Below are 12,144 nucleotides of genomic sequence, written 5' to 3' on the forward strand. Positions count from 1 at the left end.
AAGCCAGCACCGCTGCAGCAACCCGAAAGAAGACGGAGAGCGCCCAGGCCTTGACCCAGACATGAACCCATCCGCATAACTGAAGGTGGGTCACTTCTCGATGGAAAACCCGGGTCAGTTCCGGGTGGAAATCAACACTGCAAGCTTTCGCGGGAGGGCGTGAGAGTGCTCGGCATGCGCTACCACTCCGATCCTCTGGCGCGCCTGATGATGGATCCGCAGCGCAAGGCTGATGATCGAGAGTCGGTCATGAACGCCATTCAGGCAATCCGCGATCGCAGCACCGAGGCTACGGCGCTTGCGGGTCTGCTGGTCGATGGCCGGTCGCCCGAGCGGGTCAGGCAGGAAGAGGACCGCCTGTTCGTAGGGTTCAGCCTCAAGGGCGAGACCGACAGCCTGACGCAGCCCATGGCCGCCGACCGGATCGGACGAACGATCGTCGGGCCGGAAAGCACTGATCAGCCTCCGGTGCCGACGATGACCCCCCCTGCCCCGGCCGCTCCGCGCACCGTGCAGGTGGTCACCCCGCCTGCCTCCATCCCCAGCATGCCGGGGACCGCGCCTGACGCGGGCTCCTGAAAGATCACGGAGTAACCCCATGCCCAGCCCCGCTGAAACGGCGCGTATCCTCGACAAAGCTGCACAGCCTCCGCATCGAAACCGACAGGGAGGGAGCGTTCAGCTCCCACTATAACCGGACGCTCGCACGCGACGAGAACGGCGCTCTCCTGCCCGTGCCGCAGCGATTCTCCGACGGCCGCGAAACCCGCGGCATGATGGTGATCGATGGGCCCGGTGGCAGAAAGACCACCCTGGTGTCGCGCGCCCTGAAGCACCATCCCGCCGTCGGGGAGTCGGCGCCCGGCGGGCCGCACTATATCGAAGCCAGCGTGCCCAGCCCGGCCAGCCTGAAAAGCATGGGGAATGTCCTGCTGGAGCGGAGCGGCTATCCGCTGGTCCATGCCAATCACAATGCCAGGAGCACCTGGGAGACGGTTGCGAGGCGGTTCAAGGATCTCGGGATCACCACCCTGTGCATCGACGAGGCGCAGCAAAATGGCCAAGTTCGTAAAAAAAACAGCTAAGGTCTCGAATAAATCTCCATGACCTCAAGCTCTTGAAGTCGCCGCCTCCGGAGCAGTAGTCATTATTTCAGTGGTTCGACACCACGCGCGCTCCATCCCGCCGCGGCGACCCCCTCCCTTGCCCAACCGCCAACCCTTCCATACATCTGGCCCGCAAGGACGACGACGGAGGTGACGGCCATGGCGGTCGAGGCGGAAGATATCGAGGCCCTGATTCGGGAGGAGTTTCCCCAGGCCCGCATCACCATCACCGACCTCGCAGGCGACGGCCGGCACTTCGCTGCCGAAGTCATCGACGAGAGTTTCCGGGGCATGAACCGGGTGCAGCAGCAGCGCGCCGTCTACGCCGCCCTCAAGGGCAGCATGGACGGGCCGGCCGGTGCGCTCCACGCGCTCGCGCTGACGACCAAGGCCCCCGACTGAACCCCCGAACCAGGAGCCATCCATGACCGCGCAGGACCGAATCCGCGAAATCATCGACGAGAACGACGTCGTGCTCTTCATGAAGGGCACGCGCGAGATGCCGCAATGCGGCTTTTCCAGCCGGGTCGCCGGCGTGCTGAACTACATGGGCGTCGCCTATCGCGACGTCAACGTGCTGTCCGACGAGAACCTGCGCCAGGGCATCAAGGACTTTTCCGACTGGCCGACGATCCCGCAGCTCTACGTCAAGGGCGAGTTCGTGGGCGGCTGCGACATCGTGACCGAGATGGTGCTGTCGGGCGAGCTCGACCAGCTCTTCGACAAGGACGGCGTCACTTTCGACAAGGCCGCGGCCGAGAAGATCCGCGAGGCGAACGCCTGAGGCAGTCCCTGCCAGACCGAAAGGCCGCCCCGAGGGGCGGCCTTTGTCACTTGGAGCCTCGTGTCAAACGCGCCGGTGAGGGTCGTCCCAATAACCGTGGTCATCGGCTTCGTCGTCGTCCTCGTCCCAGACCTCGTCCCATTCGCTCTGCTCGCGGAGACGGGCGCCAAGGCGCGAGGCCAGCGTCAGCCCGACCGCGAAGGCGCCGATGACGGTGGCCGCGGGCATGGCGCGCGAGGACTTCGCCCGCTCGGCGAGGTCCTTGGCATCATCCACCAGATCCGGCGTCAACCCCACCTTGCGGGCCGTGTTGTCGACGGTCTGCCGGGTGAAACGCTGCACCTTCGCCTCGGTGTCGTTCACGAAGGCCTCGGCCTTGTAGCGCGCCTGATCGATCAGCGACATGGCCTTGTTTTCGGCCATGTCCACGACCTCTCGCGCCTTCACCTGCGCCTTGTCCATCGCGACCTCGGCCGCCATGGTCGCGCGCGCCTCGACCTCGCGCTTGAGCTCGTCGGTCGAGGGCACGGGATGCTTGACGTTGCTCGACATGCCCCAGAGGATGCCGGCGACGACCAGGAACAGCACGCCGATCGCCAGCGACGCCCAGAGCGGCCCCCAGCCGAAGGTCCGCGCGAGCAGGGTCCACAGCGCCGCCAGCAGGAAACCTGCCGCGATCAGCCCCAAGACCCCTGCCCCGGCCTTCAGCCCCGCCCGCCGCCCCATGTCGGAGACGGCGAGCTGCATCTTGCGGGCATAGTCGAACATCAGCGGCGCGCGAGGATGAGACCGACCAGGAAGCCCACCCCGGCGGCGATCCCGAGGGCGGCCGCAGGCTGGCGGCGGACATAGTCGGACATTTCGTCGTAATAGTCCTCGGCGTGATGCGCCATCTCGCCGGCCCGGCGCTCGCCGGCGCGGTAGAGGCGCTGCGCCTCCGATTTGGCCGTGTCGAGCGCCTCGTGCCCCTTGTCGCGCGCGGTGTTGTAGGCGTCCTGCGCCGCGTGCTTGGCGCTGTCCAAGGCCTCGCCGGCCTTGTTCTTCGCGTCCTCCGCACGCGAGGACGAGGTCGCCTCGTTCCACGCCCCCTTGGCCTCCGACGCCACGTTCCGCGTCGCCTGGCCGACGTCGCGGGCGGTGTCGCGGGCCGCGTCCTTGAGGTCGTTCTTGATGTCCGAGGCGGTCGTGCCGGGGGTGTTGGTGGTCGAGCTGGTCATGGGTTTGTCCTTTCCAGGGCAGTCATCTGCATCGGCTAAGGAACGGCGGCCGCGGCGCTCGGTTCCCGAAGCCGCAACGAAAGGCCGCCAAAGTATTTGACCGCGGCCGGTGCGCCTGTGACTGGCAAGCGGCGCGCGGTGGCGTTAGCCTCGCGGTGATGCTGGACGCCCCTGCCACGCCGACCGCAATCCCCCGCCTGCCCCGGCAGCGCGGCTTCTGGCGGCGCATCGGCGACCGGCTCGCCGCCTTCATGAGCGCTCAGCGTCCCGCCCCGCCCGAGCGTTCGGTCGCCTTCACCATCGCCGTGATCGCGCTTGGCGCGAAGCTCGCCAAGGTGGACGGCGAAGTGCAGCGCTCGGAGGTCGCGGCCTTCCGCCGCATCTTCGTCATCCCCCGCGCGGAGGAGAAGAACGCCGCGCGGGTCTTCGATCTCGCCCGCTCGACCCCGGTGGGCTTCGACGCCTGGGCCGCGCGCATCGCCGCGATGTTTCCGGCGGGCGATCCGGTCCTCGGCGACGTGCTCGAGGGCCTCTGCGTGATCGCGGTGGCCGATGGCGGCCTGCACGAGAGCGAGCGCGCCTTCCTGCACGAGGTCGGGCGCATCTTCGCCCTGCCCGCTTCCGAGGTCGCGGCCACCCTCGCGCGCCATGACCCCAGCGGCTGCGAGCCCTGCGCGATCCTGGGCGTCTCGCCCGCCACGCCCCTGCCCGAGGCCCGCGCCCGCTGGCGCGAACTGGTGCGCGAGGCCCATCCCGACCGCGCTATCGCCCGCGGCCTGCCGCCCGAGGCCGTGCGCCTCGCCGAGGCCCGCACCCGGCGGCTGAATGCGGCCTGGGACCAGTTCCGCGAGCGTTTCGCCGAAAGCGCCACGACGGAACGATCCTCGGCGGCCGGCGGTTGACCGGCAGGCCGGCGCCCTGCCCTGCCGTGAGGGAGACCCGACCATGAGCACCCGTCTTGCCCTCGCCCTCGCCACCGCGCTCCTGCCAGTCACGGCCGTGGCGCAGGCCATCCCGCCGCTCGCGCCGCCGCCCGTCTTCCCGCCGCAGTTGATCCCGCAGCCGATCAAGCCGCTCGAACCCTGGAAGCCGCTGGCCGAACGGCGCGCCGAGCCGTGGTCCCCTCCGGCCCGCGCGCGCAAAGCGCGGCCGCGTCTCCTCACCGGCTCTGAGTTCGCGGTGCGGCCCCTCGCGCCGCCCGATGCCTGGCCCGCGCCGCTGATCCCGCAGCCCATCGACCCCCGGCTGCCCGAGAATTCGCAGGCCGGGGTGAAGCCGCCGCCGGTCCCCGATCTTCATGGCAGCCGCTGGGCGGCCGAGCATTTCGCGGCCCCCTTCACCTGGCCCGCGCAGGCGGTGCCCGCGCCCGTGGCGCCTACGGTCCCAGAGATCGCCCCGTGGTCCCCGCCCGCGGCGGAGCCGCCGGCGGTGCAACCCGAATCGGGCGTCGACCTGATCGAGCGCAGTGTCGGCACGCTGCTCGAAAACCTCATGCGCGAGATGGCCCCCACCTTCGAGAGCATGGCCGAGAGCGTCGACGACCTCGCCGCGCGCTTCGGCCCGACGCTCAAGAACCTCGGCACGCTGATCGACGACATCGCCAACTATCAGGCGCCCGAGCGGCTGCCGAACGGCGACATCCTGATCCGCCGCCTCCCCGGCGCCCCGCCGCCGCCCGCCATCGACCTGATGCCCGATCCCGGACCCGAGCCGGTCCCCGAGCCGCCCCCGATCGACCCGTCGGGCCCATCCTTCGACCTCTGAGCGCATCCGCGGGGCCCGCAAGGCAGCGGGCCACGCGGTCGCAGGAACCGCTCAGGCGCGGTTCATGCGGTTCTCGATCAGTTCCTCCACGACCGAGGGATCGGCCAGCGTCGAGATGTCGCCGAGCGCGCCGAAGTCGTCCTCGGCGATCTTGCGCAGGATGCGACGCATGATCTTGCCGGAGCGGGTCTTCGGCAGGCCGGGCGCCCACTGGATCAGGTCCGGCCGGGCGATCGGGCCGATCTCGGTCCGGACCCAGGTCTCGAGCTCCTTCTTCAGCTCCTCGCTGGGCTCGATGCCGTTCATCAGCGTGACATAGGCATAGATGCCCTGCCCCTTCAGGTCGTGCGGATAGCCCACCACCGCCGCTTCCGCGACCTTGGCATGGGCCACGAGCGCGCTCTCGACCTCGGCGGTGCCCATGCGATGGCCGCTGACGTTGATGACGTCATCGACGCGGCCGGTGATCCAGTAGTAGCCGTCGCCATCCCGGCGGCAGCCGTCGCCCGAGAAGTAGTAGCCCGGATATTGCTGGAAATAGGCCTCCTGGAAGCGCTCGTGGTCGCCCCAGAGGGTGCGCATCTGTCCCGGCCAGCTGTCCGCGATGCACAGCACCCCCTCCACGCCGTTCCCCTCCAGCTCCTCGCCGGTGTTGGGGTCGAGGACCGCGGGCTTCACGCCGAAGAAGGGCAACGTCGCGGCGCCGGGCTTGGCGTCGATGGCATAGGGCAAGGGCGTGATCATGTGGCCGCCGGTTTCGGTCTGCCACCAGGTGTCCACGATCGGGCATTTGCCCTTGCCGATATGCTTGTCGTACCAGTTCCACGCCTCGGGGTTGATCGGCTCGCCGACCGTTCCCAGCACCCGCAGGCTCGTGAGGTCGTGCTTGTCCGGCCATTCCGGCCCCTGCCCGATCAGCGAGCGGATGGCGGTCGGGGCGGTGTAGAACTGCGTGACCTTGTGCTTGGCGCAGACCTCCCAGAAGCGGCCGGCGTCGGGGAAGGTCGGCACCCCCTCGAACATCACCGTGGTGCCGCCATTCGCGAGCGGCCCGTAGACGATGTAGCTGTGCCCCGTGACCCAGCCCACGTCTGCAGTGCACCAGTAGACGTCGCCCTCCTGGTAGTCGAAGACGTATTCATGCGTCATCGAGGCGAAGACGAGATAGCCGCCGGTCGTATGCACCACGCCCTTGGGCTTGCCGGTCGAGCCGGAGGTGTAGAGGATGAATAGCGGGTCCTCCGCCCCCATCGGCCGCGCCGGGCATTCCGGGCTGCACTCCTCCATCAGCTTCAGCACGTCCACGTCGCGGCCCTGGATCCAGGTCGTCTGGTCGCCGGTGTGCTTGACGACGAGGCAGCGCACCTTGTCCGAGCAATGCAGCAGCGCCGCATCCGCGTTTGACTTCAGCGCCGTCCGCCGCCCGCCCCGCGGCGCCGTGTCCGCGGTGATGACCAGCTTCGCGCCCGAGTCGTTGATGCGGTTGGCCAGCGCGTCGGGCGAGAAGCCCGCGAAGACGATCGAGTGCACCGCCCCGATGCGCGCGCAGGCCAGCATCGCATAGGCCGCCTCGGGGATCATCGGCAGGTAGATCACCACCCGGTCGCCGCGCATGACGCCCTGGCTCAGCAGGACATTGGCCATCCGGTTCACCTTCTCCGACAGTTCCCGGTAGGTGATGTGGCGGGCGGGGGTCGCGGGGTCGTCCGGCTCCCAGATGATCGCCGTCTGGTCGCCCCGCGTCTCGAGGTGGCGGTCCACGCAGTTGACGCAGGCGTTCAGCACCCCGTCCTCGAACCACTTGATCGAGACCTGGCCGAGGGTGAAGTCCGTGTTCTTGACGACCGAATAAGGCTTGACCCAGTCGAGCCGCTTGCCCTCGCGGCCCCAGAAGCCGTCGGGATCGGAGATCGACTCGTCATACAGGCGGCGATAGCTCTCGGGGGTGATCTTCGCTGCGGAATAATCGGCTGGCGCCGGAACCATCGCGATTGGCTCAATGGTCATGAGACCCCTCCCCTTGATATGGTCGTCACGGGCGAGTGACCGCCCCTCCTCTCACGCCAGATAATGGATCGGCGCAAACCAAGTAAACACTTGTTGAAGCGCGGACGCTTTCGGAGGAGTGCTGAAACCGTGCCGGGGATGATCGGGGCGAGATGACGATGGCGGGGAACGCGGATGCGCCGGGGGGTCCGGTGTTCGACGCCGATGCGGCGGCGCGGGCTGAGGTCGCCGGGCTGATCGAGGGTATGCGGCACGCGGTGCTGGGCTGCCTCGATCCGGCCACCGGGGCGCCGCACCTGTCGCGCGTGGCGCTGCAGGCCGACCGCGACAAGGTGCCGCTGGCGCTGCTCTCGGGCCTCGCCGCGCATACTCGCGCGCTGATGGCCGATCCACGCGCCGGACTGCTGATCGCGCCGGGCGCCGGAAAGGGCAACCCGATGGCGCAGCCGCGGCTGTCGCTGCAGGTCCGGGCCGAGCCGGCCGAAGCCGATCCCGCGCGGCGCGACCGCTGGCTCGCGGCCTGGCCGAAGGCGAAGCTCTATGTCGACCTGCCCGATTTCCGCTTCTGGCGCCTCGTGCCGGTCAGCGGCCTCTACAATGCCGGGTTCGGACGGGCGGTCCGGTTCGGGCCCGACGACCTGCCGCCGCACAGATGAAAGCCCCGGCCTGAGGGTTTCAGGCCGGGGTCCGGGGGCTCAGGGGGGTGTGACGCCTCGCTATTTCGGATCGTCCATCCGCAACCGGAGCGACACCTCGCCCTTGACCGGCCGCGTCCAGTTCAGCTGCACGCTCTTCTGGTCCGCCCCCTGCCGCAACCGCACCCAGGGCAGTTCCCCCACCCGCGCGTTCCCGCCATCCGTGATCGCCGAGACCGGCACCACCGCATCGACGTTGCGCGTGAACCCGTTCAGCGGCAGCCGCCCCTGGGTGGGCACCTCCCAGACGGCCGCCGCGCTCGCCTGATTATGGCGCAGCTGCAGCGGGTTGGCCACGAAGGTCGAGATGCCGTTGAAGGTGTTCCCCGAGAACTCGATGTTGCGCATGTAGCCGTAATCGAGATCGGCGAAGGTGGTGTCCACGCGCTCGACCCGCTCCATGCGGAAGCTGGCGTCCTTGAAGACGTTGCCGGTCACGGTCAGCCCCTGGACGTAATGCCCGGCACCATAGGGCTTGATGACGATCCACGAGAAATACGCCACCGTATGCGAGGCGAGGAAGGTATTGCCCGTCACCACCAGCCCACCGAACGACAGCTGCGCCCCGGTGAAGGCGGGCCGCGGCTCGTATTCGTTGGTCCACTCGATTCCGGCGTTGTCGATGTAGTTGGCCGTGACCGTCACCTGCACGTTGAGGTTCGCGATCACCAGCCCGGCAAAGCGCAGCCCGTCATTGCTGTCGTCGCCCTGGAACCAGTGGTTGCCGATGATGAGGTGCCCGCTGCCCGCGGCCACCATGAAATGCCCGAAGCGCACAAAGCGGTTGTTGCGGATCTTGGCGTCGTTGGCGTTGACGTTGATGGCGATCGTGGTGCGGGTCTGCGCCGGCGCCTGCATCTCGTTCGAGAGGAACTGGCAGCGGTCGACCAGGATGTCCTGGCAGCCGCGGCCGATCGAGGTGATCCCCCGGTCCTTGGGCCGCACGACATAGCAGTCGCGGACGTGGATCATCTCGCCCTCCGGGGCCAGCATGATCGCGCTCGCGATGCCGTCGCAGATGAAATTGATGTTGGTGAAGTTGAGCCGGTCCACCTTCTCCATGCCCGACATGTCGAAGAGGTAGCGGTCGCGGGTGAAGGTCAGCATCCGCGTGCCGGAGCCGCCGTAAAGCGGCTGGCTCAGCGTCAGCGTCCCGGCGCCGAGGTTCCTGGCACGCACATAGACCTCGCGCCCCACGCCGGGGCCGGTCACGCGGGCGCCGACCTCGACATGGGCGACGTTGACGACGCCCTTCAGCGTCCTGGGATCGGCGATGTCATAGCTCGCCTGCGAGGTGACGCTGGCGCTGGCCCAGGCCGGCCCCGGCACCACGGCGATCTCGCCATTCGCGATCACCCGCCGGTTCGAGAAGGTCGGCCGCCCCGGCACCGCCTCGTGCAGCATCAGGGGCTCGCTGAGGTCCACCCGCCGCCCGCAGAGGTCGAGCGTGCTGTGGTCGGTAAAGCCCAGCAGTGCCTGCACGGCGCGCCGGAACCCCTCGGTCTCGTCGCCGAAGGCCTCGGCATAGGCGGGGAAGTTGAACGAGCCGACCAGCGCCAGCCGCGCCGCCCGGGGCATGGTGACGGTGCCCTGAAACCGCACCGGCGCCTCGATCGTCAGGTCCGAGCCGATGCGGAAGACCCCGCCCGGCACGAGGATCTCGCGCCCCGCCGCCGCGGCATCGGCGGCCGCGAAGGCCGCGCGGTCGTCCGCCACGCCGTCGCCCACAGCGCCGTAGTCGCGCACATCGACCCAGTCCATCATCGTGCGCAGGAAGACCGAGGTCACGTCCTCGATGCGGATCGACTCGATCCTGACCGAGCCGCCATTGGCGCCGAACAGGTCAAGGCCGAAATGCCCGTAAATCGCCTCGCGGCCCCAGGCCATGTGCACGCCCGGCCGCCGCCCGGTGCCGACGATCGCGCTGACCTCGATCACCTGGCCGTAGGCCGTGAACGCCCGCGCCGGCCCGGTCTGGACCACGCCGCCCACGTTCCCGCGCGCGCCATTGCCCGCCCAGCCCGCGATGCGGACCGAGGGCAGGTTCCCCGCCACCGCCTTCAGCCGCGCGCTGATCCGCAGATAGATGCCGGGGATGACCGGCGTCTCGGCCATGAAGCGCAGCCGGGTCAGATCCTGGGTCTTGAGGATCTCGAGGCAGGAGCCGAAGTCCTGATCCGCGGGCACGATGGCGGCATTGGCGACCCCGGTCCAGGTGGCGCTGCCGGGCGTCCCGTTCTCGCGCGACCATGCGGAGAGCCCCGCGGCGAAGCCCGGCGGGTCGAGTTGCAGCCCCTCGGTGATGGCGATGTTCATGCGGGTCCCCCTCCTCACGCGACGGGGAGACTGCACCGAGGGGGTTAACGAAGCCTGAGCGGAGCGCCCGCCGCAACGCCCCGCCGCGCAACGCGAACTTTCGTACGAAAATTCGCCAGGATTGTTCGTACGAACAATCCTCTACGTGGCCGCCAGCTCGCCCGAGAGTGCCCGCCCGATCAACGCCTGCGTCTCCTCGATCCCGTAGAGCGCGATGAAGCCGCCGAAGCGCGGCCCCTGCTCGGCCCCGAGGAGCACCTGGTAGAGCGCCGCGAACCAGTCCTTCATCGGCTCGAACCCGTGGTCGCGCCCGACCGCATAGACCATCTCCTGCAGCCGCTCGCCATCCGCAGGGCCGTCCCAGGCCGCCAGCCGCCCGGCGAGGTCCTCGAGCGCCGCCCGCTCCTTCTCCGAGGCGGCGCGATGGACCCGCGTCGGCGCCACGAAATCCTCGAAATACCGCACCGCATGGCCCGCGGCGGCGTCGAGGTCGGGATGCGTCCCGGGGCTCGCCTCCGGCGCATAGCGGCGGATGAAGCCCCAGAGGGTCTCCCGGTCACGCGCGCCCGACACCGCAGCAAGGTTCAGCAGCATGGCGAAGGGCACGACGAGGTTCGATTCCGGGACATTTCCGCCGTGAATATGCCACACCGGATTGGCCAGCTGCTGCTCGACCGCCTGGCCGGGATAGGCGCGCAATTGCTGGTGGTATTCGTCCACCGCCTTCGGGATGACGTCGAAATACATCCGCTTGGCGGTCTTCGGCTTCTGGTACATGAAATAGCTGAGGCTTTCCGACGCCGCATAGGTCAGCCATTCGTCGATCGAAAGGCCGTTGCCCTTCGACTTGGATATCTTCTGCCCGTGCTGGTCGAGGAACAGCTCATAGGTGAAATGCTCGGGCGCGCGGCCGCCCAGAACCTCGCAGATGCCGTCATAGATCGGCGTGTTCGTCGAATGGTCCTTGCCATACATCTCGAAATCCACGTCGAGCGCGGCCCAGCGGGCGCCGAAATCGGGCTTCCACTGCAGCTTCACATGCCCGCCCGTGACCGGCAGCGTCCATTCGCGGCCGGTGTCGTCGTCGAAGGTGATCTCGCCCCTCGCGGGGTCCACGTTCTTGATCGGGACGTAAAGCACGCGGCCGGTTTCGGGGTGAATCGGCAGGAAGCAGGAATAGGTCTGCTGCCGCTCCTCGCGCAGGGAGGCCAGCATGATCTCCATGATCGCGTCGTAACGCTCGGCCGCCTTCAGCAGCGTTTCATCGAACTGCCCGGACCTGTAGAATTCCGTCGCGCTGATGAACTCATACTCAAACCCGAAGGTATCGAGAAACCGCCGCAGCATGGCGTTGTTGTGGTCCCCGAAGCTCTCGTATTCGCCGAACGGGTCCGGCACGCTGGTCAGCGGCAATTGCAGATGCTCGCGCAGCATTTCGGTCTGCGGCACGTTCTCGGGCACCTTCCGCATGCCGTCGAGATCGTCCGAGAAACAGAACAGCCGCGTCGGGATGTCGCTGATGATCTCGAAGGCGCGGCGGATCATGGTCGTGCGCGCCACCTCGCCGAAGGTGCCGATATGCGGCAGGCCCGAGGGGCCGTAGCCGGTCTCGAACAGCACATAGCCCTTTTCCGGGTCGCGCTTTTCGTAGCGCTTCAGCACCCGGCGCGCTTCCTCGAAGGGCCAGGCCTTGCTGGTCATGGCGGCATCGCGCAGGCTCGACATGGACGGTCCTTTCGGAAACGGGCGGGGCAAGTCCCGGCCCTTATTGAAGGGGCGCGCGTTGGTCAATAATCTGGCGCCCGGCGCTGTCCCGGCGCCCGGAGCAAACCATGACCCTCGAGCTGCCCTCCCTCTCGCCCTGCGACGCGCTCGTCGCGGCGATGGTTGCGGTCTCGGCCTCGGATGCCGGCCTGCGGACGTCGGAACTCGTGGCGATCGAACGGATCGTCGATCACGCCCCGGTGTTTGCCGATTACGACGTGGGCCGCATCCGCGCGGTGTCGCAGACGGTGCTGACCCTCTTCGAGCACGAGGACGGCCTCGACGCCCTTTTCGGCCTGATCCGGGACGCGCTGCCGCAGCCGCTCCACGACACCGCCTATGCGCTTGCCTGCGACGTGGCGGCGGCGGACACCCGCATCGGCGAGACCGAGGGCGAACTGCTGGCCGAGATGCGCCACCAGCTCGACATCGACCGCCTCCATGCCGCGGCGATCGAGCTCTCGGCGCGGGCGCGGCACCGGACCCTCTGA

Annotated in this window: 13 protein-coding genes; 8 read left to right on the top strand and 5 right to left on the bottom strand. The window is 68.5% G+C overall.

What is annotated here, in order from left to right; translation table 11 throughout:
- Positions 1 to 165 precede the first annotated feature (165 nt).
- The 4 genes from GI374_RS12500 (at position 166) to grxD (ending at position 1,890) form a co-directional block, all read left to right on the top strand.
- The gene (locus tag GI374_RS12500; protein WP_195759915.1) at positions 166 to 579 is read left to right on the top strand and encodes a hypothetical protein; all 414 of its coding nucleotides are present in this window, start codon (positions 166 to 168) and stop codon (positions 577 to 579) included.
- A 155-nt stretch (positions 580 to 734) separates the two neighbouring features.
- Positions 735 to 1,085, top strand: a complete 351-nt coding sequence (locus tag GI374_RS12505) for a TniB family NTP-binding protein (RefSeq protein ID WP_154337417.1) — start codon at positions 735 to 737, stop codon at positions 1,083 to 1,085.
- A gap of 180 nt (positions 1,086 to 1,265) precedes the next feature.
- Positions 1,266 to 1,508 carry a BolA/IbaG family iron-sulfur metabolism protein gene (locus GI374_RS12510; RefSeq protein ID WP_154337418.1) on the top strand — a complete coding sequence of 81 codons (243 nt, stop codon included), beginning with the start codon at positions 1,266 to 1,268 and terminating at the stop codon, positions 1,506 to 1,508.
- Between the two features lie 22 nt (positions 1,509 to 1,530).
- On the top strand, positions 1,531 to 1,890 hold the full coding sequence (gene grxD / locus GI374_RS12515) for a Grx4 family monothiol glutaredoxin (RefSeq protein WP_154337419.1): 360 nt from the start codon (positions 1,531 to 1,533) through the stop codon (positions 1,888 to 1,890).
- Positions 1,891 to 1,953: 63 nt separating this feature from the next.
- On the opposite strand, the gene GI374_RS12520 is transcribed toward grxD, so the two are convergent.
- Both GI374_RS12520 and GI374_RS12525 read right to left on the bottom strand, forming a co-directional pair.
- Complete coding sequence (locus GI374_RS12520) at positions 1,954 to 2,658, bottom strand: phage holin family protein (protein ID WP_154337420.1); 705 nt, start codon at positions 2,656 to 2,658, stop codon at positions 1,954 to 1,956.
- Entirely contained in the window at positions 2,658 to 3,107 is a 450-nt protein-coding gene (locus tag GI374_RS12525; protein WP_154337421.1) for a YqjD family protein, read from the bottom strand. Before GI374_RS12525 ends, GI374_RS12520 begins: the two co-directional genes overlap by 1 nt.
- A gap of 158 nt (positions 3,108 to 3,265) precedes the next feature.
- On the opposite strand from GI374_RS12525, the gene GI374_RS12530 reads away from it, so the two are divergent.
- Together GI374_RS12530 and GI374_RS12535 are read left to right on the top strand one after the other, a co-directional pair.
- Entirely contained in the window at positions 3,266 to 4,009 is a 744-nt protein-coding gene (locus tag GI374_RS12530) for a TerB family tellurite resistance protein (protein WP_154337422.1), read from the top strand.
- 43 nt (positions 4,010 to 4,052) lie between these two features.
- On the top strand, positions 4,053 to 4,871 hold the full coding sequence (locus GI374_RS12535; RefSeq protein WP_154337423.1) for a hypothetical protein: 819 nt from the start codon (positions 4,053 to 4,055) through the stop codon (positions 4,869 to 4,871).
- A 51-nt stretch (positions 4,872 to 4,922) separates the two neighbouring features.
- On the opposite strand, the gene acs is transcribed toward GI374_RS12535, so the two are convergent.
- Positions 4,923 to 6,878, bottom strand: coding sequence for an acetate--CoA ligase (gene acs / locus GI374_RS12540; RefSeq protein WP_154337424.1), 1,956 nt, complete (start codon positions 6,876 to 6,878; stop codon positions 4,923 to 4,925).
- Between the two features lie 158 nt (positions 6,879 to 7,036).
- Between acs and GI374_RS12545 the strand changes: the two genes are divergently transcribed.
- Positions 7,037 to 7,534 (top strand): HugZ family protein, encoded by a 498-nt coding sequence (locus GI374_RS12545; protein ID WP_154337425.1) that lies wholly within the window; start codon positions 7,037 to 7,039, stop codon positions 7,532 to 7,534.
- A 60-nt stretch (positions 7,535 to 7,594) separates the two neighbouring features.
- On the opposite strand, the gene GI374_RS12550 is transcribed toward GI374_RS12545, so the two are convergent.
- Together GI374_RS12550 and GI374_RS12555 are read right to left on the bottom strand one after the other, a co-directional pair.
- Entirely contained in the window at positions 7,595 to 9,889 is a 2,295-nt protein-coding gene (locus GI374_RS12550; RefSeq protein WP_154337426.1) for a glycosyl hydrolase family 28-related protein, read from the bottom strand.
- A 141-nt stretch (positions 9,890 to 10,030) separates the two neighbouring features.
- The gene (locus tag GI374_RS12555; protein WP_154337427.1) at positions 10,031 to 11,614 is read right to left on the bottom strand and encodes a lysine--tRNA ligase; all 1,584 of its coding nucleotides are present in this window, start codon (positions 11,612 to 11,614) and stop codon (positions 10,031 to 10,033) included.
- Between the two features lie 107 nt (positions 11,615 to 11,721).
- Here GI374_RS12555 and GI374_RS12560 point away from each other — a divergent pair, with 107 nt between their 5' ends.
- On the top strand, positions 11,722 to 12,144 hold the full coding sequence (locus GI374_RS12560; protein ID WP_154337428.1) for a tellurite resistance TerB family protein: 423 nt from the start codon (positions 11,722 to 11,724) through the stop codon (positions 12,142 to 12,144).

The sequence above is a fragment of the Paracoccus sp. S-4012 genome (assembly GCF_009674885.1).
Classification (GTDB): domain Bacteria; phylum Pseudomonadota; class Alphaproteobacteria; order Rhodobacterales; family Rhodobacteraceae; genus Paracoccus.

Excerpts from the sequence above, each read along its gene's own strand:
- GI374_RS12555 (WP_154337427.1), bottom strand. The coding sequence starts at position 11,614 with ATGTCGAGCCTGCGCGATGCCGCCATGACCAGCAAGGCCTGGCCCTTC.
- GI374_RS12525 (WP_154337421.1), bottom strand. The coding sequence starts at position 3,107 with ATGACCAGCTCGACCACCAACACCCCCGGCACGACCGCCTCGGACATC.
- GI374_RS12550 (WP_154337426.1), bottom strand. The coding sequence starts at position 9,889 with ATGAACATCGCCATCACCGAGGGGCTGCAACTCGACCCGCCGGGCTTC.
- GI374_RS12560 (WP_154337428.1), top strand. The coding sequence starts at position 11,722 with ATGACCCTCGAGCTGCCCTCCCTCTCGCCCTGCGACGCGCTCGTCGCG.
- GI374_RS12545 (WP_154337425.1), top strand. The coding sequence starts at position 7,037 with ATGGCGGGGAACGCGGATGCGCCGGGGGGTCCGGTGTTCGACGCCGAT.
- acs (WP_154337424.1), bottom strand. The coding sequence starts at position 6,878 with ATGACCATTGAGCCAATCGCGATGGTTCCGGCGCCAGCCGATTATTCC.
- GI374_RS12510 (WP_154337418.1), top strand. The coding sequence starts at position 1,266 with ATGGCGGTCGAGGCGGAAGATATCGAGGCCCTGATTCGGGAGGAGTTT.
- GI374_RS12530 (WP_154337422.1), top strand. The coding sequence starts at position 3,266 with ATGCTGGACGCCCCTGCCACGCCGACCGCAATCCCCCGCCTGCCCCGG.
- grxD (WP_154337419.1), top strand. The coding sequence starts at position 1,531 with ATGACCGCGCAGGACCGAATCCGCGAAATCATCGACGAGAACGACGTC.
- GI374_RS12535 (WP_154337423.1), top strand. The coding sequence starts at position 4,053 with ATGAGCACCCGTCTTGCCCTCGCCCTCGCCACCGCGCTCCTGCCAGTC.
- GI374_RS12520 (WP_154337420.1), bottom strand. The coding sequence starts at position 2,658 with ATGTTCGACTATGCCCGCAAGATGCAGCTCGCCGTCTCCGACATGGGG.